We start from the raw sequence: 22,454 nt of genomic DNA, 5'->3' as shown, positions 1-22,454 counted from the left end.
GAAGGGGATTGGTTTACGCATAGGGAAGTTAAAACAACCAAAGAGAGAAGAAAAACAAAAAGAAGCCTCCTCATAAGCGTCACTATCTTTTCTTAATCTCCACAAGCCGTCCTTCACTTATTTTCACGGTTACATTGTCTCCCTCTTTTAGGTTGAGTACCTTAAGGATGAGTTCGTCGCTCAGTTGATCTGAGCTTAAATAGAGAGTTTCGTTCCCAATTATTAGCACCCAGTGGGTGTTCCCGTTTTTAATATAGGAATAAATTCCTTCAATAACTCCGCTGACCTCTTTAACTTTAACTTCCACCTGTCCATAGAGGAGAAATGTCCTAACTTCATCTTCATTTTCAAAAATCTGCACCTCTTTGGTTTCTGCATTTACAAAGGCTATCTTTGCAACACCAGAACCGCTTCCGGGAATTATCGCAATCCTCCACCAGAGTTCTCCATTCAGGAAAATTGGTATTGGCTCAACGGCCATAAACTGGCTCCAATCGAACATTGGTAAGGCCTTTTTAACATAATCTATGGCTTTTACGGGCCCAGTTAATGGAGTTTCAAACTTTACTTGACTCATCTCTCCACTTTGAGCATCTACTAGGTATATTGCTGCTAGTCCGTGTGCCCTTCCATAGGGTTCTACGGCTATCATCCAGTATTCTTTTCCATCGTTTGATATGACTAAGAAGGGCTGTCTGTTCCCTTGCTCACTTACATCTATTAGTTCTATCTGATTTTCGTGGTGGAGCCAGAGATTCTTTATATTGGAGAAAACATTTTCCTTCCAGTAGTTCTGACTATTGACTATCTTCCTAGTTAAAAGTTCTGGGAATATCGGAAAGTCTTTCAAGCGTTCATCTTTAAGAGCCTCTTCTGGAGTTAAGTCTTCTATGTTGCCGTCTTCATCTACTATAAAAACACCTCCCCATTTGGGCACTGTGTAAATAACACGGAAGCTGTATGATATGTAGGGGACTACAATATAGGTTCTGCCATCATAGTAGAGCGTTCTAGGAATATCTAAGTCTATAAGATAGTGTTTCTTGTAAAGGTTCCACTCAAGGTTGTCAAAAATCTGCATTCCGGGGCCAACTTGGAGTTCGTTTTCAATTCTTTCCATTCTTGCTTCAGTCGTGTTCATATCAACGAAGAGAAGTCCCTTATCTTTGAGCCTTATTGCGTTCCATGCTCCATCTGGAACTATAAAGAACCCCCAGACTGGTGTTCCATCTCTAATAGTTAAGTGCGACCACCCTAAGGTATATCTGGCGTACTCTATAGTATCAACAGCATAACGGTAGGCAGTTAGCTTGGGGAGAATCCTTATTTTGCTACTTGAGAGCTCAAGTTCACTTGAGACTTGAGTAGGGTGGTATTCTTTGTATAGAGCAGTGTTTGAAAGGGCTCCTGTGAGAACTGAGAGAACTACAAGCAATAAGATAATGAGAGCGAAAATTCCGCTAATAGAAGCGTTTTTTCGTGTATATCCCTCTGTGAGTTTTTGTTTAGAGGCGTACACCAAGATAGCTCCTAAAGCAATGAAGATATATATTATTGTTGGGTTTCGGTAAAACCCCATAATTATTCCGTGAAACCAGGGTCTGAAAAGCCATATTATTAGTGCAAACACCAAGAAAGGCAGAAAAAGTCTAACATCCTCTTTCTTCATTTTCTTCACCTCAATTTAAGCTCATCGAAAGACTTTATAACATATTCGTTGATTTACAATTGAGGGGAAAGTATGGTTTATCCAAAGTTTGTTAATGATAAAGTAGCTTTTTCGTCGGTGCCATATCCAGAGGACATACCTAAGCTTGCCAAGGAGTTTGATGCTTTCGTTGTACTTATTTACGAGCACGACCTCTATTACGACTTAGAAGAACTGTCTAAAAATGGAATTGAGGTACTTTATTCTCCAATAAAGGATTTCAGCGTTCCTCCATTAGAAGAGTTAATTGAGATTGTTAAATGGATAGAAAAAAAGGCCAGAAATGGGAAAAAGGTGCTGGTACACTGTCTTAGTGGCAAAGGAAGAAGTGGTACCATAGTTACAGCATATCTCATGTACTCTGAGGGCCTTTCTTTCAGAGATGCCTTGGCCCGGGTACGTTCTTTGAAACCTTCAGCTGTTGAAACAGAGGAACAAATAGGGATTCTGAAAGATCTGGAGAACTACTTAAAACGAACATGAGATTAGTATTCATTCTTTTCAAATTTTTCAAAGCTGATAACATCCTCAAGAGCTTTTCTTTCATATTTTGGCTTTTCGTCGTTGGGATAACCCACTGGGAGTATTGTTTGCAGTTTGTAGTGTTTGGGGGCATTCACAAGCTCTTCAATTTCTCTGGGATTGGGGGGAGTATATGTTACCGTGCCAAGGCCTTCTTCCTCAAGGGCAAGAAGTAAATACCCTATTGCCAGCCATGTTGCCTGTACTGCAAATGGTGCTCTAACATCAGTGAATACAAGAAGTAGGTATGGAGCGTCACTTAAAAATGGCTTCTTCCACGTGAAGCCTTTATCTTGTAACCATTTTCCAAGTTTTCCTTTCATTTTTTCATAGAATTTCTTTTCTCCTTCCTCGCAGAGGCCTCGAATCTCTCTCTTTCTCTCAGGTGTTTCAATAATGATGAAGTGCCATGGCTGAGCATTCATCCCAGAGGGAGCTTCTTTTGCAGCTTCTATAATCTTTAGAATTTTTTCAATAGGGGGTTTTTCTTTCTTGAATTTTCTTACGGTCTTTCTTCTTTTTGCGAGATTTTGTATCATTTGATCACCTCACACATAGAAGAGCATTCCATCATAAGCCACTAGAACTTTTCCATTGTACTTTCTCCTCACATATTCCTCAAGCTTTAAGAAAGGCAAGTTTTTGTGAGATATATGGCTTAACAGAGTTCTTTCGGCCAGTTTAAGGCCTGTTTCTGCACCTTCATCAACATTGTTGTGGTATGGATCATTAATCTCTGGGGAATACGTGGCATCTGAAATAACAAGGCGAAGCTTTTTCTCCTTTAAAATTTCAAAGGTCTCCTCTGGTAGGCCTTTGGTATCATAAAGAACTGCCACCCTTTTGTCGTCTTCTTCTATTAGATAACCCAGTGTCTCTACTTGATGATTGAGTTTTAAAGCAGTTATTTTGAGAGAATCGATGTTTAGAACATCTCCAGCTTTAATGAACTTCACCTCGATATTTTTAGGGTCATTGATCATAAGCCAATCAGCGTCTCCGTTCGGGGCATAAAGAATTGTTCTCTTGGCTATCCACCGAAGCTTGTAAAGCCCATAGATGTGGTCATGGTGCCAGTGAGTAAGGAGAATTGCTTCTAACGGGACATGCAACAAATCTCTAATATCCGTCCCGACATCTATAAGGACGGCTTTATTGTTTTTGGTGATTATAGCTAGGGTTGAAGGTTTTCTTTGGGCGAAGCCGAGTTTTCTGGCCTCTTCACATGTTTCACACGTGCATAGATGAGCGGGAATTCCTTCACTCCCTCCGGTACCAATAAAGTAGATTATCAATATTCTCACCACCTTTAAAGATGTAATAGAGGTTATAAGTTTTCTTCCAAAAGAGCTTTATTGTCTTATTTCGAGACAAGTTTTATGAAAGGGAAAAATGCAAAATTCATTGCGGATATGATGCTTGGTCGTTTGGCAAGGTGGCTTCGATTGTATGGCTATGATACAGTCTACGGGATAGAAGATGATGACGAGATTTTAAGAATTTCAAGGGAGGAAAATAGGATCCTTCTTACTAGAGATGAAACTCTAGCAAAACGTTTGGAGGATAGTATTTTAATAAAATCCAACAAATTTGAAGAGCAGGTAAAGCAGCTTATGGAATTAGGCTTTGAGTTTGATGAACTATTCCCTGAAAATGCAAGATGTCCGAAATGCAACGGCCTTATAAGAAGAGCAGAAAAAGAAGAAATCAGGGGAAAAGTTCTGGAAGGTGTTTACGAAGACTACGATGAATTCTACATCTGTACTCAGTGCGGTCAAATCTATTGGCCCGGAAGGCAGTGGAGAGAAATGGTAAAAATCGATAGAAAGTTGAAAAATTTTAAAGTCAGTTAAACTAGAGGGTGATAACACGCTACGTAATGTCCTTTGTTGGTTTTTATTAATTCTGGCTCTTTTGTCCTACACTCTTCTGTCATAAATGGACATCTTGGATGGAAGCGACATCCACTGGGTGGATTGACTGCATTTGGAACTTCTCCTGTGATTTCTATCTGTTTTCTCTTTTCTCTCTTTCTCAAGGATGGGACTGCTTGGATTAAAGCAAGAGTATATGGATGGACAGGATTATTTAACACTTCTTGAGTTGGCCCAATTTCCACTATTTTCCCGAGATACATGACTGCTATCCTATCTGCTATGAGTTTGGCAACTGCTATATCATGAGTTATGAAGAGCATGCTTAGATTATATTCTTCCTTGAAACTTTCTAAAAGTTCCAAGATGGAGGCCCTCATTGACACATCTATCATTGAAACTGCTTCATCTGCAATTACAAATTCTGGTTTCAGAATCATTGCCCTAGCTATCACAACTCTTTGTCTTTGCCCTCCACTTAGATGATGAGGGTATCGTTCATAGAATTCGTCTTCGGGCGTTAAACCAACTCTGCGTAACATTTTCAATGCCATCTCTTTAGCTTCTTCCTTTGTGGCGAGGTTATGAATTAAGAGGGGATGTGCGATAGCATCACCAATCTTCATCCTGGGGCTTAGACTTGCGTAAGGGTCCTGAAATACCATTTGCATTCTTCTTCTATAAGGTCTCAAAGCATCATAACTGAGAGTTGTTATATCTACACCATCAAAGATTATCTTGCCATCAGTTGGTTCAATTAGTCTTAAAATGACCCTTCCTGCGGTTGTTTTTCCACACCCGCTTTCTCCAATCAAAGCAAGGGTTTCACCTTTTTGTACTTCAAAGCTTATTCCATCAACCGCTTTGACGTATTTTTGAGGTTCCTTTCTAAGAGTTTCTAGAATCCCTCTTTTAACTGGGAAGTATTTCTTAAGATTTTCAACCTTGAGCAGGGGTTTCATTTTTATCACCTGTGTAAGTGACAAGCTACAAAATGTTCTTTTTCAATTTCAATGGCCTTAGGCTCAGTAACATCGCAAATACCCTTTAAAGCTGGTTTTTCTTTGAATATAGGACATCTTGGGTGGAATCTACATCCACTTGGAGGATTTCTGAGATCTGGAGGATACCCAGGAATTGCCTTGATCTCTTTCTCACTCCACAAATCGGGAACACTAGCAAGCAATGATTGTGTGTATGGATGAAGTGGATTTTCAAGGATTTGTTCTACTCTTCCAAACTCTACAAGTTTTCCTGCATACATAACAGCGATTTTATCACTTCTTTCCGCAGCAAGGGAAATGTCGTGGGTTACAAAGAATATACTTGTTCCTTCATCCTTTAAAGTTCCGATGAGATCCATAATTGCATCTTGAACTATAACGTCTAGAGCTGTAGTAGGTTCGTCTGCAATAAGGAGCTTGGGATTAAACGCCATTGCAATAGCTATAGCAACTCTCTGCCGCTGGCCTCCACTTAACTGGTGGGGATAGTAACTTATCCTATCTTCTGGGAGGTTGACTTTCTTTAACAGTTCCTTGGCCTTTTCATAGGCTTCTTCTTTTTCAATCCCATGTTCTATCATCACTTCTGCTATTTGATCACCAATTTTTCTTAAAGGATCTAAACTGGTCATAGGATCTTGGAAGATCATGCTGATCTCTTTTCCTCTAATTTCTCTCAACTCTTCGTTAGTTAACTCCAGAATGTTCTTGTCTTCAAAAATTATCTTTCCATTAATAATTTGTCCTGGGGATGGGACGAGATTTAAGATTGCGTAAGCTACAGTAGATTTTCCACTTCCACTTTCTCCAACAAAACTTACCCATTCTCTCTTTCCGATTGCGAAGGACACGTTTTCAACCGCCTTTACAGTACCTGCAAGAGTATAATAGTAAATACTTAGATTTTTGACATCTAGCAACATCTTTATCACCTCGTTCCAAGAGAAATTCTTTCACTTAGAGCCTCTCCTATGAGAGCAAATGCCATTGCCAGCAACATTATCATGATTCCTGGGAAGAAAACTAGCCACCAGTACCCATCTAGTAAAAATGGTTGGCCTACTCTTAGGTCATACCCCCAATCAGGAGTTGGTGGAGTTACTGATAGGCCTAAAAAGCTTAGACCTGCTTCTGTTAGGATAGCATCAGCAACACTTAGAGTAAAAACGACTAAAATTGTTGGGGCCAAATTGGGAAGGATATATTTGAGCATTATTTCCTTGTTCCTTGAACCCAAGGCTTTGGCAGCTTCTACAAAAAGTTGGCCTTTTAAACTTAGTGTTTGTCCTCTGACCATTCTGAAGTAAGTGGGCACATAAACAAAGGAGATTGCAATAGCAGTGTTTACTGGGCTCGGACCTAGAACCACTGCAATAACTATTGCTAAAATAAGGGCTGGAAATGCATAGATACTGTCCATAATCACACTTAATCCTCTATCTATTTTCCCACCATGATAACCTGATATAAGACCGAGGGGGACGCCAATGCTCATGGAGAGTAGGGTGGCTATAAAGACTACATAAAGAACTATTCTTGATCCCCAGACTATTCTTGAGAAAACGTCTTGACCTAATCTATTGGTCCCCATGAGATGCTCTTTGCTAGGAGGAGCAAAGCTATCCTCAGTGGTTTTGGTAGGGTCATATGGTGCGATAAGCGGTGCGAAAATTGCCATTATAATCACCAGTATCACAATAGCAAGACCAAAGAGTAAAAGGCCTCTTCCGGGCTTTCTATCAAAGATAAATCTTGTGATTTTGGTTATTATTTCCATTTGAATCACCTCAGTATTTTACCCTTGGATCAAGCAGCGCATACACGATGTCTACTATCAAACTAATCAATCCCACAAAGAATGCGAAGAATACCACTGCTCCCTGTATGGCGTTGTAATCTCTGTAATCAATTCTATCAACTATAAAAGTACCCATACCTGGCCAGTTAAAGGTTGTTTCTGTTAAAACAGCCCCTCCGAGCAGGATTGCAAATTGGAGGCCCATTAAAGTCACCACAGGAATAAATGCATTTTTTAGTGCATACCACATAACTTTCCAATCCTTTACACCTCTTGCATAGTAAGATCGAATAAAGTCCTGACTCAAGACGTCTACCATGTTATTCCTAACAAGTCTTGTATATGCTCCACTTAGTACTATCCCCAAGGTTGTGGCTGGTAAAATCACATGTCTTACTGCACTGCTAAATGCCTCCCAATTTCCAGTTAATAGACTATCAAGAACGTAAAGTCCAGTAATTCTTTGTAGTTCTATTCCAGGATCGATTCTTCCTGACGTTGGGAGTAAATGGAAATGGATTCCAAACACATACTGAAGCATCATTCCGAACCATGGAATAAATAAAGTATAGGCTATTATACTGTAGAGTCTCATTCCAGTGTCGATTTTAGTGCTTTTTTTTGCAGCTGCTATTGTCCCGGTTAATAGACCAAGGAGAACGCTAATACTAAACCCAAAGAGAGTTAACTCTAATGTAGCGGGGAATCTCAGTTTTAAATACTCTACAACAGGCTTCCCCATTGGGAATGCCAAAGTCACACCAAAATCACCATGTACCATTTTCCAAAGATAATCAAAATATTGGACATATAGAGGCTTATCTAACCCTGCCATCTCCATTAAGTGTTGTAATTGTTCAGGAGAAATATTTTTAGTACCAACAACAGCTAAGACAGGATTTCCAGGTAAAATTCTCAGAAAGATAAAAACAATTGTATAAAGGATTAAAATTGTTGGAATTATCATGAGACCCCTAATTACTATATATTGGCCGATCCCACGAGCCATTTAATCACCACCATTGTTTTATCTAGTTAAAAGCTAAAGAAAAACTGAAAAAAAGGAAAATCAACCTTCTTTGTAAATTGTAGAGTACTTGAATATCATGTCTGGGCCTATAGTAACTCCCTTTACGTTCGGGTCGGTTACAACAAATAGTTTTCCTTGGATAAGTGGTATGTATGGGGCTTCTTCTGCAAGGATCTCCTGTACTTGTTCATAGAGTTTAGTTCTTTCATCCTGGTCTGTGAGGGATTGAGCTTTGGTTAAGAGGTCGTCAACTGTTGGATTTGCATACCCAGTTCCTGCCCAACTGTTTGCAGTGCTCTTTAAGAATGGGGTTGTATAGTCATCAGGGTCTAAATAATCTGGGTACCATCCAAGGAGATAGAATTGCATCTGGCCGTTTCTTGCGTAGTCTACGTATGTTCCCCACTCAGCACTTTTTATTTCTACTTGTATAACGCCGGTTTCTTCTAGTTGTTCTTTCAATACTTGAGCTAGATCTGCTTCAGTGTCGCCGTAGTGGGTTGGAGTGTACCAAAGTTGTATTTTTAATGGGTTGTTCTCATCATAGCCGGTCTCTTTAAGTAATTGTTTGGCAAGATCAATGTTTCCGTCTCCGTATTTATTTTTGAATACATCAATATGGGACCACATTCCATTTGGAACCAAGCTATATAATGGTTCTACTGTACCTTTGAAGACTTTGTTTGAAATTTCTTGTCTATCGATTACTGCTGCGAGGGCTTGTCTTACTTTCACGTTATTTGTTGGTTCAGACTTTGTGTTGAGACAAATGTATCTTATGAATCCTCCAGGGACTTCTATAACTGAGTACTTCCCTTCGCTCTTTAGACTTTCAATGTCCGTTGGTCTTAAGGTTCTCCAGGCAATGTCTATTTCACCGTTTTGTAGTGCCAATCTCATGGTTGAGGCGTCTCTGTAGAATTTGATTATGATCTTCCCGGTCTTGGGAGGTTCGCCATAATAGTTTGGATTTGCTTCTAAAACAAGCTCTTCATCTCTAACCCACTTGGTTATTTTATACGGACCAGCTCCACCTGCAGTTTGGTCACTTTGAATTTCGTTTGGAGAGTAGTTTGGGTGGACTGGGAAGTATGGTGGTGTTGTTAAGAGTGCCAAGAAGTAGGCAGTAGGTTGATTGAGGTAGAAAACAACAGTGTAGTCATCTTTAGCTTCTACTTTATCTACAAAGTCGGTGACGAGCCAAGCGGGGTCACCTTGGATTGTCATTATTCTTTCGATACTCCTCACAACGTCTTGGGCTTTCAGAGGAGTACCATCCGCAAATTTAAGGTCTTTTCTAAGATAAAATGTCCAGACTGTAGAGTCCTCATTTACTTCCCACTTTTCGGCAAGAGCGGGCTCTATCTCAAGAGTTCCCGGTTTGTATTTTACGAGACCCTCCATTACGTTGTTTAGAACTTCCCAAGTGTAAAAGTCATATGCATTTGAAGGGTCGAGGTCAGTTACTTTGTCTGTCACACCTATTACTATTTGTTCTGCATATTGTGGCCCTGTTTGGGTTGTAGTTTCTTCTCCTCCTATACATCCGCTGGCCGCTACACTAAAAACAAAAATGGTCAGCAATGTTAGAGATAGTACTTTATTCTTCATAGAGATTCACCAAAGTGTATTTAAGAGGTGTAGTGTATTTAAAATTTTTGTAATCATTTAAATGGCAAAATCGTCAAATTGGAGGAAATTTTACTTTTCTGTAAAACTTGCCTGTTATTCAAACAGATATAGGTAAAAAATTAGTTCAAAATCATTCTTTCCTTACACCTGCGGGAAGCCCCACGAGGGGGCCCGCTTCGTTAGGGGATTATTTAAGTGTCCCGCAGAGGGGCTTGTAATGAATGCTGATTTGGTTGGTGCTTTCAACATCTTGAAAAATGTTGTAAAAAGGATAACCCCGAGCCTTCCCGCCTTAACGGCAGGTAGGGGTAATTGGGGAAAGACCCTCCCGGAGGGGTTCGAAGAACCCGTTTTAACTGTTCCCCTGATGAGAACCCCTCAAACCTTCCCGTCAATGGCGAGGGGTTAATCCCTCAGGGTGGGGAGGAGGTCAGAACAAAACATCTATAAGTTAAAATGATGTAAGCACTTACATGAACTGGCAGCAGTGGAAACCGTTTTACCTCCAAATCGTCAGTAAGATGGGGTACGAAATAGAGGAAGACAGGAAAGCCGCGCTTTTATTGAGGAGACTCTTGCGGGAGAATGAGAACTACATTTTGGCTGAAACTATTAAAGAGAGAATCAAAGAAAGAGTTTACGTTTTTGGAGCCGGACCAAGCTTGGATAAAAAGCTCAAGAAGGGGAAATTCAGTGGAACTTTAATAGCCTCCGATGGTTCAACTTCAGCTCTGCTGGAACAGGGAATTATACCCGATATTATCGTCACGGATTTGGATGGATGTTTTGAGGATATAAAGAAGGCAAATGATCTTGGCGCTTACGTTGTTGTTCATGCCCACGGGGACAACATGGATAAACTTGAAGCTTATGTCCCAAAGCTCAAGAACGTTATGGGAACGTGTCAAACAGAGCCCTTGGACATTGTTTACAATTTCGGTGGCTTTACCGATGGAGATAGAGCAGTTTTCCTAGCAGAGGAACTTGGAGCAAGGGAAATATTTTTAATTGGCTTTGATTTTGGAGAAATCGTTGGAAAGTGGAGCAAGCCGTATCTGAAGGAGCACAGTCCAATATGGGAAAGCAAGAAGAAGAAGTTTGAAATAGCACAAGCCCTTCTGGAATGGCTTAAAAAGAATGGAAGGGCGGAGATAACAAAACTTTAAGCTCAGACACTCCCGTACTCATCACTATTCAGCTGGTTAAAGTCTCATCACTTTCTAAAGATGCCTCGTTACTCATTTTTCTCACTGCATCCCTTTAAGATTTTCTCCACATCAAAACCTTCCTCGTACTTCTTGAGCTTCTTCTCAAAGAACTCCACGAAGAGCTTATATCTCTTTGCCCTGTGTCTTGGGGAACCTCTTAGGCTGTGTCCATGGGCACCGCGCTTGAAGATTGCAATGTACGCTTCCTTGCCCAAATCCTTGAGCACGTGGTAGAACATCACGCTCTGGTCAAGGGGACAGCGGTAGTCCTCGAGACTGTGGATGAGTAATAGTGGAGCCTTAACATTCTTGGCATAAAAGAGCGGGCTCAGCTTCTTGTAGTTCTCGTTCTCAAGCGGATTGTCGCCTATTACCTCCTTATCAAACCACAGCCCTATGTCCGAAAACGCGTAGCTTGTAAGCCAGTAGCTTATGCCGTTTTCACTTATTCCCGCTTTAAATAGGTCGCTTTGCGTTACCGCCCAGTTCGTCATGAACCCACCATAGCTTATGCCAGTTATCCCGACTCTTTCCCTATCTGCCTGAGGTTCAAGTTCAAAGAATTTCTCTACCCCATTAAGGATGTCCTGGAAGTCCTCCAAGCCCGTCCTCTCAAGAACTCTCGAGGAAAACCCTTCGTCGTATCCGTTGCTTCCTCTTGGGTTAACGAAAACCACGTAATAGCCTTTTTCAGCCATTAATTGCATCTCGTACTTGAAGTAGTAGCCGTACATCCCCTTGGGCCCGCCGTGGACAAATACTATTACCGGGGCCTTTTCTTCCTCTTTGATGTCGGGCTTTATGTACCATCCATCGAGCTCCAAATCAAGGCTCTTGAAGTGGAAGTGATTTATCGGTCTTGTTTCAAGTTTTGCAAATATTGGGCCGTTGTAATCGGTTATCTGCTTTAGTTCTCCATCCCAGAGGTAGAGTTCTCTTAACTTTGTGTCAGTCTCCTTGAGAAGAGCGATTTTTCCGTCTCCGCTCACGTCAAACCCCATCACCCACGAGTTGTCCTCTACTATTGAGATTAGCTCATTATCATTCAGCTTGTAGAGGCCTATCTTACCTTCTTTTGCCATGGTGAAGTAAACATTTCCTTTCTCATCAAGCTTCCCCTGGCCGTTGTTGTAGATAAAGCGGTCTGTTAAAGGTTTGACTTCCTTTCCGTCCCAGAGATAAAGGAAGTTATGTTCACTCCTCTTCTCTTTCTTCGGTTTTCCATAGAGAAGAACGGCCTTTCCGTTGGAATCAACGGCTGCATATGAGACTCCTTCAAAGATCCTCTCGCTCTTTCCATCCTTGTAGATGTAGATATCATAGAACTTGAAAAACTGGAGATTTCCGTCCATTCTATGGGGGACGTTGTAGATAACCTTATCTCCGTGCCATATTGCAGAGGAGAACCTTTCTGCCTCGAACTCTTCAAGAATTTCCTCACTTTCGGTGTCCACTATCCAGAATGTTGTCTTTTCACCGTCGAAGAAGCCCTTTGCATCGAACCATACCGGAACATCGTCTTCAAACACAAAGTCCTCGTCGTCTCTCCTTCTGAAGCCGGTTATCAAAATCCTCCTATCGTCTTCGTTCCAGCTCACGTCAAGGATATTCTTTGCTTCAAGGACTTTCTTTCCGCTCATTGAGCTTAAATCGTAAAGCCAGACTTCTGCAGTTTTCTTTTCTTCATTTGATCTTACGAAGGTTATTTTCTTTCCATTTGGAGAAAATCGAGGCATTGAAGCATTTTCGATAAATTTCCTTTCACCATTCTCTACTTCCTCAACGACTATGGTGTTTTCATACTTGTTGTCCTTCAGATTTGCCTTTGTTAAGACGTATGCAACTTTCTTTCCATCTCTTGATATTCTTGGGTCGCTTAAGTATGCAAACTTAGAAAATGTGTTTTCATTCCATTCGATCTTATTCATAGCGTTATCACCTAAATATAATCACCCCCTAAATTATTTAAAGTTAATTACTAAGTGTATAGTATGAAAGAAGAATACGCTGTCTTGGGGATACTTTTGATGGGCCTCGTAATTTCAACAGCTTCTAAAAGTTATTGGGGCGTTGTATTTGCAGCTTTGGGCATCCCACTTTATCTTGCTTATATTTCCAGAGAGAGGAATATCCTCGTAAGATCGAGAATATTTGATAAGGATCTATTCATAATGATTGGGATAACAATAATCGTGATATTGATTTTTGAATATTTGTTAGATCCTAGAATAGGTTTGGTTTTGGCTGCATTTTTAATTCCTCTTGCCATATGGGCATGGAGTAGATTAAAGGCTACATAACAGCTCTTTAATCTTTTCAATGTTTTTGGTTTCTTTGTATTGTTTGAGCTCTTTCCTAAGAGTTTCTAAAAACATGGGGTTGATTTTAAACTTTTCTCGAACTCTTTTGGAGATAACATTGTTGTTTAGAAATATCATGGCCATTGCAGTGGTTACATTTTTTGGTTTCCTTCTCAGACTTGCCTTCTCAAAGTCAATTATCCATACGCGATCACCGATTATGATGTGTTTTCCACCCTGTATTTGCCCGTGGTCTATTCTAAGAAGATCCAATTTATAAGTCTCTTCAAGAATCTGCAAGAGATGATCTTTTTCTGGGGTTGTGTAAAGTAAAGGCTTTCCTATTGCAAATTCCCTAACCAAAAACTCTCTATTCTCAAACATGCCATAGTCAATTAGGAGAGGGCTAATCTCATGTCCTTTGAGGACTCTTAAAATGTTAGCTTCTTTCTGGAGATTTTTTCTGGGAGTATCAGGTCGCTCTAATTTTATAATAACCTCTTTATTCCTCCATTTGCCGAGAAATATCAAGCTTGTAGTACCCTTTGAATAAAACTTCTCAACCTTAATTCCTCTTTTCTCAAGAAATCCTTTGAACCTCTCAAGTTCTTCTTGACTTATAAGATAGTTGTGCATTTCTCTCCCCAATAGTTCAATTAACATTGCTTAAGTATTTTAAATCTGCTGGTGTGTTATGATATTCATAGATAAGTCCAGACGAGTTTCTGTGTTTGAACTGAACCTTCACTCAGTTGATGAGGCAGATACCTACTCATGTTTATTGAGGGGGCTTATCTTTTGAAAACCTCACCCTTCAGGGCAGGGTAGGTCACATGCTTGAATCTTTATTTTGAACGTTGAGATAGGCCAGCTGGTAGATCCAAAAGATGGTCAGAATTACAATTCCAAAGGAGCACATTTCGGCAGAGGATGTCTTGAAGGTCCTATCTTTAGAATAATTAACTTTTCCTAATTCGTCATTTTTTCTTTATTGGCGGCGATAAGCTTAAATACTCAAAAAACCAAATATTACTGGTGGTAAGCTATGGTGACGGCGTTTATTTTGATGGTGACAGCAGCTGGAAAGGAAAGGGAAGTTATGGAGAAACTTCTTACTTACCCGGAGGTAAAAGAGGCTTATGTGGTTTATGGGGAATATGATCTCATAGTTAAGGTCGAAACTGAGACACTAAAAGATTTAGATCATTTCATAACGGAAAGAATAAGAAAGATGCCAGAAATACAGATGACTTCAACAATGATAGCTATCTGAAGTCTCTCTTTTTCTAAATCATAGCTTTTTTCTTAATTTTCTAATGACAGGATAGAATGAGCCTTTGAAATTATTTTAGGATGAAAAAGTTCATTGATAAATATTCCAGATGAACTTTCTCTGCAGTATGGGGAATTTTAAAAATGAGAGATAAAAAGCTTTAAAAAACAAAAGGATTATTTGTTCATCATTAGCCTTATCCTCTCTGCTGCATCTTTTGCCATGTCTGAGATCCCACTTAAAGTTTTTGCGATATTGAGAAGATACATTCCGAGACCCCAGTCCATCTTACTAGAGTTTTTAAAGATTATCTCCATGAATTTTGTGTCGAGCTCATCGATTTTGTGTTCAACACTTCCTATTTCTTTGATTAACCTGTATTCTTCCTCAATTTCTTTCTCCCCAAATCCACTCTCTATGACCGTATCCATTTGAACTATTGCATCGTAAACGAGTTTTGCAGCCTTAATGCTTTCTTGACTCATCTTTATCACAAGATCTTTCACTTCATGTTTGATCTCTTCAGGAATGTCATTGGGGTCCCTAACTAAGAGCCATTTCGCTGTATTTTCAGCAGCGTCTGCTATTTTATCTTGTCTCTGAAGGTATCTTAAAATATCCTCTCTGTCAACAGGCATAAATAATTTTGAACTTAAACTGTCTCTGATTTCCTCCTTAATCTTATCTGCAAAGTCCTCAAGATCGTCCACTTTTTTTGCATACTTTCTCATGTTTTCATAATCTCCATTTTCCCATGCTTCAAGAGCCCTTTCAAGAGTCTCCACAGTTTCTAAAACAACCTCCGCATGCTTTATCAGAGGTTTAAAAGGACTTTTGGCAAATAACTTTGTCCAAACCTGCATTATCTTCACCCCACGATCATTAATATTTTAAACATGATTCCCGCAAGTATAGCTGCAACGGGTACTGTGACAAACCACGAGATTATTATATCTTTAACGATATCTTTGTTTATTGCTTTTACTCCTCTTGCCAGTCCCACACCTATAACAGCTCCCACAACTGTATGTGTGGTTGAAATTGGCAGTCCTAACCAAGAGGCTATTAAAACCACAGTAGCAGCGGAGAAATCTATGCTAAATCCTCTTGTGTTTGTTAACTCGGTAATTTTCTTTCCAACTGTTTCCATAACTTTGTATCCATAAGTTGCCACTCCTATCGCTATTCCTAAACCTCCCATAGCTAAAATCCACCTTGGCACTGGGACTTTCATTCCAGTTAGACCCATAGTTGCTACTGCGTAAACTGCAGCGACCGGCCCAATTGCATTTGCAACATCATTTGCACCGTGAGAAAGGGCAACATAGGCAGAGGTTAGCACCTGAACTTTTCTAAATATTGCTTCGGCCCCCCAATACGGATCGGTTGCCTGGAAGTTTCTCTTTAAAAGTGCATAGCTTATCAAGAAAGCTCCTATTCCAGCTGTCACTCCATACCTGCTCAGGGCAATAAGAAGGGAATTTCCATGCATGACTTTGATATGAAACATTGAGCCTATAACGACAAATGCAAGCCCTATCCACACAGGCGCCCATTTTTTGGCGCTCTCTATTGGATTCTTTTGCTGGAGTATTGTTTTGGAGACAAGTTTTATGATGACAAACGCTACTACTGCACCGAACAATGGAGAGAGCACCCAGCTTGCAACAACTTGGGCCATTTTACTCCAATTTACTATTGAAGTTCCAGCATATGCTATACCATAACCGACAATACCACCTATGATTGAGTGGGTCGTTGATACTGGCAGTCCAAACTTCGAGGCAAACAGCAACCATAAGGAAGCTGCGAGAAGGGCAGCAATAGAACCGTAAACAATAACATTGGGATCACTTATTTGAGAGGCATCAATTATTCCCTTTCTTACCGTTTCTGTAACGCTTTTTCCGAAAAGATAAGCACCGATAAATTCAAGCACACCCGCGATTAAAACTGCCTGCTTTGGAGTTATTGCTCCAGCACCGACAGCAGTACTCATAGAATTTGCAGCGTCATTTGCACCTATTGCCCAGGCCATAAAAAGGCCAACAGCAATTGTAATGAACATCCATGGATTGCTAAGTAGCTCGATCATTTTTCCCACCGAGTGGGACTATTTGTGGTGGATATAAATACTTTATCATAGTAGAATATGGTTCACTACATTGATCTATATAAAATATATAGAGAGAAAAGAGAATCAATCAACTCTTATAGGTTCAACCGTTAAACTATCGTATGCGTTTATTTTCACATAATGATAAAATCCCCCTTCATCTGGCTTTGCATACAATGGTGCTCCTCCGCCACCGGTTATCACCATTTCTACACCATCTTTTTCTCCGTACCAGTATATGTGAATGTGCCCAAAGAGCCCAAAAGCATCGTATGCTTTCATAAGCTCTAAAAGCTTTTTAGCGTGGTTGGTATCCATAGCATGATCCCCCTCAGGCCTGGGGTCTATTGGCGGTGCATGCATTGATATAATGGGGATCTTCCCCAACCTTTTTGCTTTTTCTAGTTCGCTCTCGAGCCAAGCCCACTGACTTGAGGTTAATCTGTAATCGTTTTCAACATTGTTAGTAAAGATGAAGTAATACTTCCCAAGAACAAAGGAATAATCCGTCGGCCCAAAGAACTTGTGATAAATGTTTTTTCCTTCCCCTCTATATTCGTGGTTTCCTGGAACAACAAACACTGGCTTGTTAAATGTCCACTCTTTTAATAACTCGGCCCATTCTTCCACTTTTCCCGAATAAACCAAGTCCCCACTGTTAATTATAAATGCTCCTTCATCATGGTTCATGAGGTCCCTAATCTTAAAAAATACTTCTGGTTGTTCGGTTCCGCTTCCAGGTCTGTGATCTCCAAATGCTAGGAAAGTAAAGCCGTCTATATCTCGTGGTGTTATTGAAAATCCTTTGGATGTTGTGAGTTCTATCCAAGTACTGCCTATTTTGGCTTCCTCTGGGTACTCGACAAATGAGGGGTTGATATTTTCAATCACATATGTTATTTGGACATTTTTTGGATCTCTAATTTTAACGCTTACATTGAAGCCCAAAGCGGTTATATGAACTTTGGAACCATTTACCAGTCGTATGAATCCACCGCTAACTGTTATATTTTCTCCATTGACGATTCTCCAGTTATAAATAAAGGGTTCCTCCACATAGATTTCTTGGAGTGTCCAGAACTCATCGTCTTCTTTTATCCCATTCCAGTTGTTATCCCCTATTACTTTTATAACTATGCCCTCAAACTCTCCTCTTCTTAGGACAAGTGATGGATCAACATTTCTGCCCTCATCCAGTTCCTTTGCGAATTCTAAAGTGGCCCCAATTCCGGATTTTCCATTTCCTGTGAAGATTAATCTATCTTCCCCATTTTCTTTGTAGGCTATTATTGTTCCTATATCTTCTCCGACAAATTTAGTCCCGACTTTGTAGAGAACGTACCCAAAATATTCTCTAACGGTGATCACGATTGGTTTTCCTTTCAAAAGCTCTCTGGCATCTGCAGGGGATAAAATAGCTATTCCCCCTCTAAATGCATCTTTGCTCTTTATCTCAGCATTTGGGAAATAATGCCTTGCCAAGTCTTCATACCCTTTACTCACATACGCCACATGTGTATCGAATATATTGCTCCAATTCTGCAGAATTTCCCCTTTTTTGTATGAGCTAAAGTCAATACCTGGTTTTTGAGATGTTGTTTGAGTGGTGGAGGTAGAACTGGGTACCGTTGAGGAAGTTGTGGTTGTAGTCTGAGTTGGCGAGGGGCTAGGGCTGGTTTCGATTTGGGTTTGGGAAGAATTCGTGGGAGAGGTTGTTGTTGGAGTGCTCACGCTCTCAGTGCTAGTGGGCGATTGGACACAACCGCTCGCAAGTATGAGAACTCCTATCAAAATAACTACCCATATTTTTTTCATATTCTCACCGCTTATAATCTACCTCACTCCTTAAAATTATTTTTGAGTTTCCCATGTTTTTTACATTTTTCTTTTGAAACCCTCACCCTTTAGGCCGGGGAGGAGCCCAGCTGAGATTGAGACGTTGATATTTGCAAACGTTTATAAACCCAATCCGTGTAATCAGTTTGTGAAAATTTAATTAGAGCCCGGAACGTCAGAAATTCACCATTAATCTGCTGTTCTGTTCTCTAATGCCCATAAATTCAAGGAGACTGCAAAATGAGTTTTGAAAAATTAGGACTTTCAGAAAACAGTTTAAATGCTGTAAGAAGAAAAGGGTTTGAAAAACCAACTGATATTCAAAAAGAAGTTATTCCCAGGCTTTTAAGAGGAGATAACGATATAATCGGCCAATCTCAAACTGGAACAGGCAAAACTGCAGCTTTTGCGCTTCCGTTAATAGAACTTATAGATGAGGAAATAAAAGAGGTTCAGGCAATAGTAATAACACCCACTAGGGAGCTTGCAATCCAGGTTGCGGATGAAATAAGGTCTTTGAGAGGAAAAAGGAGAATAAATGTTCTTCCCGTTTATGGAGGTCAACCAATAGGGCCCCAGATCAGAAATTTAAGAAGGGGAGTGCATATAGTAGTTGGAACTCCGGGAAGAGTAATTGATCACATAGAGAGGGGCACACTTTCATTGGATGGTGTGAGCTACTTCATATTGGATGAAGCTGATAGAATGCTGGATATGGGTTTTATAGAAGACATCGAAAGAATTTTGAGGCACACAAGCGAGGAAAAGAGAGTTTTGATGTTTTCTGCTACAATTCCTAGAGAGATACTTCGGTTGGCGAGGAGATATTTAAAGGACTATGAAGTGATTAGAATACAGGATAGGAGTCTTGCTCCGGAGTTGGTTGAGCAAATTTACTTTGAAGTACGCCCGAACAAGAGGTTCAGCCTTTTATGCAGTATTTTGGATGAAAAAGATTTCTATGGAATAGTTTTTTGCCAGACGAAAAGAGAAACGAGGGAGCTAGCATCGAAACTTAAGACTAAAGGGTACAGTGTGGAGGCTTTGAATGGTGACATTCCACAAAAGGGAAGAGAAAGGATTTTAGAGCGCTTTAGGAAGGGCAAAATTAGAGTCCTAGTGGCAACCGACGTTGCAGCTAGGGGAATAGACGTCAAGGATCTAACGCACGTGATAAACTATTCAATTCCCCAAAACCCGGAAGCTTACGTTCACAGAATTGGTAGAACTGGAAGAGAAGGCAAGAGAGGGAAGGCCATAACATTTGTCGCCCCTTGGGAATCTCCGAAACTAAGAGATATAGAAAGAGTAGCTAGAGTAAAAATAAAAGAAATGGCGTACCCAACAGAGTATGGAAGGAGAAAAAGAGACATTCCAATGGTGTCTTGATTTTAGTTTGGTAGGTTGGGGGTTTGGTAGAATTCGAACCCGCCTTACTTGCTTTCCTTATCTCTTTTTTAGGAATAGGGGACTCTAGTCCTTCAGACATATATTTTTCACTGTCACAGAATTATTTTAACAAAGGTTTATATACTAGTAAATGGAACTATATATATGAGTGAAGAAATAAATAAAAAATCCAAAAAAGAATCTATAACAATTCCAAGAAACGCTTTTATTGGTATTGTTTCTACGTTTCCGGTAATTAGAATATTGCTATCCAGAGGGGATGTTGGCCCATTAATATTATTTCTTATGGGTAGTGTGTTAGGAATATTAATCAGAAAAGAATTTTTTTGAAGAATGAAAATTCAAGACAATGCATCAGGAACCGGTTTCCAGACATTAGGAGCTGGTTTGGTTGTAGTGGGAATTGCTCTTTTAAATAGCAATAAACTTATTGGCATGCTATTTATTGGATTTGGATTAGGTTATAATGTATATCCTTTAATGCAAAAAGCTCTTTTAAGAAAAAAGAAATGAAAAAGAAATTAGCGGAAGCGTGGGAGTTAATGGGCACAGAATACGGGCGCAATCTATATTTTTCTTTTTCTTAAGAGAATCTCTACTGCCAATCTAAGAGTTAATATTGTAATAACTGCATCTCTACCTGTAATGCACACTAATCCAAAGTTCATAATCAGTTTATAATGTATTAAGAACCAAGTTGCATCAAGAGTAGGTAACTTTGAGTCCCAAGATTTTTCTGTTAATAGTTTTTACTACCGAGAACGTGTAGCTCTTCTCTACCACATTAATCCTAACTACGGTAGTTCCTATGTCTTCAAGCAAGGGCAAAACCTCTGGAATAGCCCGTTCCAACACGTCAGTATTGATGAAGTAAAACATGATCCTACGCTCATCACCAACAAAGGAAAGTAGGGCATTTATACCAGTCAACACTTTTTCAAGTTCAAGTATTGGGGCAAACTTCTCAATGCCTAGAACAAGAACAACTGCTACCTCCCCCTCCTTCACCAGGGAGTTAAGAATCTTTGTGTACTCTTGCGCTAGGATAATAGGTTCATCTTTAACGCGAAGCCGCTCAATGACTTGTCCAACGTTTAACCTGCCACCAACCTTTATGACTTTAACATCATTCAAGAAACTCGTGTCTTCACCAGCCAACTCTAGCTGCGCCTTGTACAAGTAGAGGGTGTCTAGAAAGTCAACAATGGCCACTCGGTACCCCTTTCTCCTTGACCCATTTCACTATCCCCTCGAGGCATTGGTACGGCCCTGCTGTGGAAGGATACTCTATTAACACAGCCTCACCAAGCTTGACATTATCCCAAATAATTCTGGGAGAGTTCATTTCATACACCCCACAACAAATTTCCCTCCAAAAGATTTAAAGGTTATGTTAAAGGCCAGGTTGAAATACTAGTGAAAGAATACATCAAAAAAGAAAATCTGCCGAAAGGGGACGTGGAGATAGTAGAGGTTGAAGAAGTGTCAATCGAGCAAGCGCAAGTTTTGGGATTAGTGGTCGATTGATTTTTTCTTTATTTCTTTTCTTTTTCTATTAATTTAATGATTCTTTCAATAAGGGAGTCTATCCTCTTTAGTAGATCCTCCATAGATTCCTTATTTTTGTCTGTTAATGCCACAAAATTGTAAGTCAACGCTTGTTGCAACAAATTGAAAGAGTCGATAGCCGAGTATATTCCAGCTATGATTTCTTCCATTTCATTTCCTTTTTCATAACATTCCCGGAATAAAGAAGGGTACTCAAATAAAATGTGTTCATAAGCCCTACTTTTTAAAGGAAACATAAGTAGACCATCAGAGGATTGTTTGAGAGAGTTAAGATTACTTTCAATTAGCCTTCGGTTTGCATTTAATTCGGATTTTAATGTATTAATCAGGCGTTCTCGAGTTTTTCTTGAAGAATACCAATGCTGGATATGAACTCCTATTAGGGCAGTAATAGCACCAGCAAGAAGTGTTAGGAAAAAAGTTATCCAAACCATATTATCCATCATATCACCTCTCAACAACTCGACAATCTAGGATTAAGCTTCGAGTATTTTCAAAATCTCCTCCTCTAATTCTTTATTACTCATTTTCTCTACCTCATCAAAAATACTCTCCACAGTTTTCAAGAGTTCCTTAGATTTTTCCTTGATTCTCGTTGCAAGTCCTGGTTTTTCACTCTGGCTTGTTTTAGAATCCTTAAACTTAGAAACCAGTTTATTATACTCTTCAAATCTCTGCCAAGAGAGGCCACGTAATTCTAAAAATTTCTTAATGAATACTGAAATCCTCCACACCAAACCCTCTTCTGCAGGGGAAAGATATTTTGCTCTAGTTCCACGGCGGTATCCTTGAAGAACGTATAAATATGGATCAGTAATTATATCATAATCTTTTCTCTTAGAATTTGCCTCTAAAGTCAGAATAACACTTCTGAGATACGGCATGAGGGAATTTTTAAACTCCTCAATATTCAATCGCTGTTTTTTCATCTCAAGAAGACTTTGATTCATAAGTTCAGCTTGTTTCTTTGCTTGTTCTACAGCCTCTGCAGTAGCTATTGCCTGAAGAGCAATGATGCTCACCATTACGATATTTGCCATAACTAAAGCAAATTGTAAAGCGGTGTCATCTTTTGTTTTAGCACCAACCACAGCTGTAATTCCTCCAACAAGAACAAACATTCCAATGGCAAAAATCATTATTATTGTTTTTATATTGGTGTTCACATTATCAC

Annotated in this window: 25 protein-coding genes and 1 pseudogene; 9 read left to right on the top strand and 17 right to left on the bottom strand. The window is 39.8% G+C overall.

Going from position 1 to position 22,454, the window contains the following annotated elements; all coding sequences use genetic code 11:
- Positions 1–82: 82 nt before the first annotated feature.
- On the bottom strand, positions 83–1,669 hold the full coding sequence (locus tag TSIB_RS05170) for a hypothetical protein (RefSeq protein ID WP_048160343.1): 1,587 nt from the start codon (positions 1,667–1,669) through the stop codon (positions 83–85).
- 72 nt (positions 1,670–1,741) lie between these two features.
- On the opposite strand from TSIB_RS05170, the gene TSIB_RS05165 reads away from it, so the two are divergent.
- The gene (locus TSIB_RS05165; RefSeq protein ID WP_015849335.1) at positions 1,742–2,191 is read left to right on the top strand and encodes a protein-tyrosine phosphatase family protein; all 450 of its coding nucleotides are present in this window, start codon (positions 1,742–1,744) and stop codon (positions 2,189–2,191) included.
- A gap of 2 nt (positions 2,192–2,193) precedes the next feature.
- On the opposite strand, the gene TSIB_RS05160 is transcribed toward TSIB_RS05165, so the two are convergent.
- Positions 2,194–2,769 (bottom strand): nitroreductase family protein, encoded by a 576-nt coding sequence (locus TSIB_RS05160; RefSeq protein ID WP_015849334.1) that lies wholly within the window; start codon positions 2,767–2,769, stop codon positions 2,194–2,196.
- Positions 2,770–2,778: 9 nt separating this feature from the next.
- On the bottom strand, positions 2,779–3,525 hold the full coding sequence (locus tag TSIB_RS05155; RefSeq protein WP_048160342.1) for an MBL fold metallo-hydrolase: 747 nt from the start codon (positions 3,523–3,525) through the stop codon (positions 2,779–2,781).
- Between the two features lie 84 nt (positions 3,526–3,609).
- Between TSIB_RS05155 and TSIB_RS05150 the strand changes: the two genes are divergently transcribed.
- Entirely contained in the window at positions 3,610–4,083 is a 474-nt protein-coding gene (locus tag TSIB_RS05150) for a Mut7-C RNAse domain-containing protein (protein ID WP_015849332.1), read from the top strand.
- On the opposite strand, the gene TSIB_RS05145 is transcribed toward TSIB_RS05150, so the two are convergent.
- The 5 genes from TSIB_RS05145 to TSIB_RS05125 are packed head-to-tail and all read right to left on the bottom strand — an operon-like array spanning position 4,080 to position 9,547.
- Complete coding sequence (locus TSIB_RS05145) at positions 4,080–5,066, bottom strand: ABC transporter ATP-binding protein (protein WP_048160341.1); 987 nt, start codon at positions 5,064–5,066, stop codon at positions 4,080–4,082. The genes TSIB_RS05150 and TSIB_RS05145 overlap by 4 nt on opposite strands.
- Before the next feature lie 5 nt (positions 5,067–5,071).
- A complete protein-coding gene (locus tag TSIB_RS05140) occupies positions 5,072–6,031 on the bottom strand; it encodes an ABC transporter ATP-binding protein (RefSeq protein ID WP_048160340.1) in 960 nt (319 codons plus the stop codon).
- 5 nt (positions 6,032–6,036) lie between these two features.
- The gene (locus TSIB_RS05135) at positions 6,037–6,885 is read right to left on the bottom strand and encodes an ABC transporter permease (RefSeq protein ID WP_015849329.1); all 849 of its coding nucleotides are present in this window, start codon (positions 6,883–6,885) and stop codon (positions 6,037–6,039) included.
- A gap of 10 nt (positions 6,886–6,895) precedes the next feature.
- Entirely contained in the window at positions 6,896–7,915 is a 1,020-nt protein-coding gene (locus tag TSIB_RS05130; protein ID WP_015849328.1) for an ABC transporter permease, read from the bottom strand.
- Positions 7,916–7,975: 60 nt separating this feature from the next.
- Complete coding sequence (locus TSIB_RS05125; RefSeq protein WP_015849327.1) at positions 7,976–9,547, bottom strand: ABC transporter substrate-binding protein; 1,572 nt, start codon at positions 9,545–9,547, stop codon at positions 7,976–7,978.
- Positions 9,548–9,716: 169 nt separating this feature from the next.
- Here TSIB_RS05125 and TSIB_RS05120 point away from each other — a divergent pair.
- A pseudogene (locus TSIB_RS05120) lies at positions 9,717–9,977 on the top strand (RNA-guided endonuclease InsQ/TnpB family protein); the annotation flags it as partial.
- Positions 9,978–10,041: 64 nt separating this feature from the next.
- Positions 10,042–10,734 carry a 6-hydroxymethylpterin diphosphokinase MptE-like protein gene (locus TSIB_RS05115; RefSeq protein ID WP_015849325.1) on the top strand — a complete coding sequence of 231 codons (693 nt, stop codon included), beginning with the start codon at positions 10,042–10,044 and terminating at the stop codon, positions 10,732–10,734.
- 68 nt (positions 10,735–10,802) lie between these two features.
- Here the strand turns inward: TSIB_RS05115 and TSIB_RS05110 are convergent, their stop codons facing one another.
- On the bottom strand, positions 10,803–12,704 hold the full coding sequence (locus tag TSIB_RS05110) for a S9 family peptidase (protein WP_015849324.1): 1,902 nt from the start codon (positions 12,702–12,704) through the stop codon (positions 10,803–10,805).
- Between the two features lie 63 nt (positions 12,705–12,767).
- Here TSIB_RS05110 and TSIB_RS05105 point away from each other — a divergent pair, with 63 nt between their 5' ends.
- Entirely contained in the window at positions 12,768–13,076 is a 309-nt protein-coding gene (locus TSIB_RS05105) for a hypothetical protein (RefSeq protein WP_015849323.1), read from the top strand.
- On the opposite strand, the gene TSIB_RS05100 is transcribed toward TSIB_RS05105, so the two are convergent.
- A complete protein-coding gene (locus TSIB_RS05100; RefSeq protein WP_048160339.1) occupies positions 13,062–13,712 on the bottom strand; it encodes a serine/threonine protein kinase in 651 nt (216 codons plus the stop codon). The genes TSIB_RS05105 and TSIB_RS05100 overlap by 15 nt on opposite strands.
- Before the next feature lie 409 nt (positions 13,713–14,121).
- Between TSIB_RS05100 and TSIB_RS05095 the strand changes: the two genes are divergently transcribed.
- On the top strand, positions 14,122–14,349 hold the full coding sequence (locus tag TSIB_RS05095) for an Lrp/AsnC family transcriptional regulator (protein ID WP_048160338.1): 228 nt from the start codon (positions 14,122–14,124) through the stop codon (positions 14,347–14,349).
- A 176-nt stretch (positions 14,350–14,525) separates the two neighbouring features.
- Here TSIB_RS05095 and TSIB_RS05090 read toward each other — a convergent pair whose 3' ends face one another.
- The 3 genes from TSIB_RS05090 to TSIB_RS05080 all read right to left on the bottom strand — a co-directional run bounded on the left by TSIB_RS05090 (position 14,526) and on the right by TSIB_RS05080 (position 18,280).
- The gene (locus TSIB_RS05090; RefSeq protein ID WP_048160337.1) at positions 14,526–15,212 is read right to left on the bottom strand and encodes a TIGR00153 family protein; all 687 of its coding nucleotides are present in this window, start codon (positions 15,210–15,212) and stop codon (positions 14,526–14,528) included.
- 5 nt (positions 15,213–15,217) lie between these two features.
- Positions 15,218–16,444 (bottom strand): inorganic phosphate transporter, encoded by a 1,227-nt coding sequence (locus TSIB_RS05085; protein WP_048160336.1) that lies wholly within the window; start codon positions 16,442–16,444, stop codon positions 15,218–15,220.
- Positions 16,445–16,549: 105 nt separating this feature from the next.
- Entirely contained in the window at positions 16,550–18,280 is a 1,731-nt protein-coding gene (locus tag TSIB_RS05080) for a metallophosphoesterase family protein (RefSeq protein WP_015849317.1), read from the bottom strand.
- A gap of 261 nt (positions 18,281–18,541) precedes the next feature.
- Between TSIB_RS05080 and TSIB_RS05075 the strand changes: the two genes are divergently transcribed.
- The 3 genes from TSIB_RS05075 to TSIB_RS05065 all read left to right on the top strand — a co-directional run bounded on the left by TSIB_RS05075 (position 18,542) and on the right by TSIB_RS05065 (position 20,224).
- Positions 18,542–19,690 carry a DEAD/DEAH box helicase gene (locus TSIB_RS05075; RefSeq protein ID WP_015849316.1) on the top strand — a complete coding sequence of 383 codons (1,149 nt, stop codon included), beginning with the start codon at positions 18,542–18,544 and terminating at the stop codon, positions 19,688–19,690.
- 165 nt (positions 19,691–19,855) lie between these two features.
- Entirely contained in the window at positions 19,856–20,041 is a 186-nt protein-coding gene (locus TSIB_RS05070; RefSeq protein ID WP_015849315.1) for a hypothetical protein, read from the top strand.
- A gap of 3 nt (positions 20,042–20,044) precedes the next feature.
- Complete coding sequence (locus tag TSIB_RS05065) at positions 20,045–20,224, top strand: hypothetical protein (RefSeq protein WP_015849314.1); 180 nt, start codon at positions 20,045–20,047, stop codon at positions 20,222–20,224.
- Between the two features lie 189 nt (positions 20,225–20,413).
- Here TSIB_RS05065 and TSIB_RS05060 read toward each other — a convergent pair whose 3' ends face one another.
- The 4 genes from TSIB_RS05060 to TSIB_RS05050 all read right to left on the bottom strand — a co-directional run bounded on the left by TSIB_RS05060 (position 20,414) and on the right by TSIB_RS05050 (position 22,446).
- Positions 20,414–20,923: a DUF257 family protein gene (locus TSIB_RS05060; RefSeq protein WP_015849313.1), complete on the bottom strand. Its 510-nt coding sequence runs from the start codon at positions 20,921–20,923 to the stop codon at positions 20,414–20,416.
- The gene (locus TSIB_RS10435) at positions 20,910–21,056 is read right to left on the bottom strand and encodes a hypothetical protein (protein ID WP_187146397.1); all 147 of its coding nucleotides are present in this window, start codon (positions 21,054–21,056) and stop codon (positions 20,910–20,912) included. The genes TSIB_RS05060 and TSIB_RS10435 overlap by 14 nt, the downstream gene beginning before the upstream one ends.
- A 190-nt stretch (positions 21,057–21,246) precedes the next feature.
- On the bottom strand, positions 21,247–21,723 hold the full coding sequence (locus TSIB_RS05055; protein WP_048160335.1) for a hypothetical protein: 477 nt from the start codon (positions 21,721–21,723) through the stop codon (positions 21,247–21,249).
- A 33-nt stretch (positions 21,724–21,756) separates the two neighbouring features.
- Positions 21,757–22,446 carry a hypothetical protein gene (locus TSIB_RS05050; protein ID WP_048160334.1) on the bottom strand — a complete coding sequence of 230 codons (690 nt, stop codon included), beginning with the start codon at positions 22,444–22,446 and terminating at the stop codon, positions 21,757–21,759.
- Between the last annotated feature and the right edge of the window lie 8 nt (positions 22,447–22,454).

The organism is Thermococcus sibiricus MM 739, from assembly GCF_000022545.1.
In the GTDB taxonomy this organism is placed as follows: domain Archaea; phylum Methanobacteriota_B; class Thermococci; order Thermococcales; family Thermococcaceae; genus Thermococcus_A; species Thermococcus_A sibiricus.
The sequence above is the reverse complement of the archived record's forward strand: the minus strand, read 5'-3'. Positions and strand labels throughout refer to the sequence as shown.

Coding starts and splice junctions, on each gene's coding strand:
- TSIB_RS05170 (WP_048160343.1), bottom strand. CDS start 1,669: ATGAAGAAAGAGGATGTTAGACTTTTTCTGCCTTTCTTGGTGTTTGCA.
- TSIB_RS05165 (WP_015849335.1), top strand. CDS start 1,742: ATGGTTTATCCAAAGTTTGTTAATGATAAAGTAGCTTTTTCGTCGGTG.
- TSIB_RS05160 (WP_015849334.1), bottom strand. CDS start 2,769: ATGATACAAAATCTCGCAAAAAGAAGAAAGACCGTAAGAAAATTCAAG.
- TSIB_RS05150 (WP_015849332.1), top strand. CDS start 3,610: ATGAAAGGGAAAAATGCAAAATTCATTGCGGATATGATGCTTGGTCGT.
- TSIB_RS05145 (WP_048160341.1), bottom strand. CDS start 5,066: ATGAAACCCCTGCTCAAGGTTGAAAATCTTAAGAAATACTTCCCAGTT.
- TSIB_RS05140 (WP_048160340.1), bottom strand. CDS start 6,031: ATGTTGCTAGATGTCAAAAATCTAAGTATTTACTATTATACTCTTGCA.
- TSIB_RS05135 (WP_015849329.1), bottom strand. CDS start 6,885: ATGGAAATAATAACCAAAATCACAAGATTTATCTTTGATAGAAAGCCC.
- TSIB_RS05130 (WP_015849328.1), bottom strand. CDS start 7,915: ATGGCTCGTGGGATCGGCCAATATATAGTAATTAGGGGTCTCATGATA.
- TSIB_RS05125 (WP_015849327.1), bottom strand. CDS start 9,547: ATGAAGAATAAAGTACTATCTCTAACATTGCTGACCATTTTTGTTTTT.
- TSIB_RS05115 (WP_015849325.1), top strand. CDS start 10,042: ATGAACTGGCAGCAGTGGAAACCGTTTTACCTCCAAATCGTCAGTAAG.
- TSIB_RS05110 (WP_015849324.1), bottom strand. CDS start 12,704: ATGAATAAGATCGAATGGAATGAAAACACATTTTCTAAGTTTGCATAC.
- TSIB_RS05105 (WP_015849323.1), top strand. CDS start 12,768: ATGAAAGAAGAATACGCTGTCTTGGGGATACTTTTGATGGGCCTCGTA.
- TSIB_RS05100 (WP_048160339.1), bottom strand. CDS start 13,712: ATGCACAACTATCTTATAAGTCAAGAAGAACTTGAGAGGTTCAAAGGA.
- TSIB_RS05095 (WP_048160338.1), top strand. CDS start 14,122: ATGGTGACGGCGTTTATTTTGATGGTGACAGCAGCTGGAAAGGAAAGG.
- TSIB_RS05090 (WP_048160337.1), bottom strand. CDS start 15,212: ATGCAGGTTTGGACAAAGTTATTTGCCAAAAGTCCTTTTAAACCTCTG.
- TSIB_RS05085 (WP_048160336.1), bottom strand. CDS start 16,444: ATGATCGAGCTACTTAGCAATCCATGGATGTTCATTACAATTGCTGTT.
- TSIB_RS05080 (WP_015849317.1), bottom strand. CDS start 18,280: ATGAAAAAAATATGGGTAGTTATTTTGATAGGAGTTCTCATACTTGCG.
- TSIB_RS05075 (WP_015849316.1), top strand. CDS start 18,542: ATGAGTTTTGAAAAATTAGGACTTTCAGAAAACAGTTTAAATGCTGTA.
- TSIB_RS05070 (WP_015849315.1), top strand. CDS start 19,856: ATGAGTGAAGAAATAAATAAAAAATCCAAAAAAGAATCTATAACAATT.
- TSIB_RS05065 (WP_015849314.1), top strand. CDS start 20,045: ATGAAAATTCAAGACAATGCATCAGGAACCGGTTTCCAGACATTAGGA.
- TSIB_RS10435 (WP_187146397.1), bottom strand. CDS start 21,056: ATGAACTCTCCCAGAATTATTTGGGATAATGTCAAGCTTGGTGAGGCT.
- TSIB_RS05055 (WP_048160335.1), bottom strand. CDS start 21,723: ATGGATAATATGGTTTGGATAACTTTTTTCCTAACACTTCTTGCTGGT.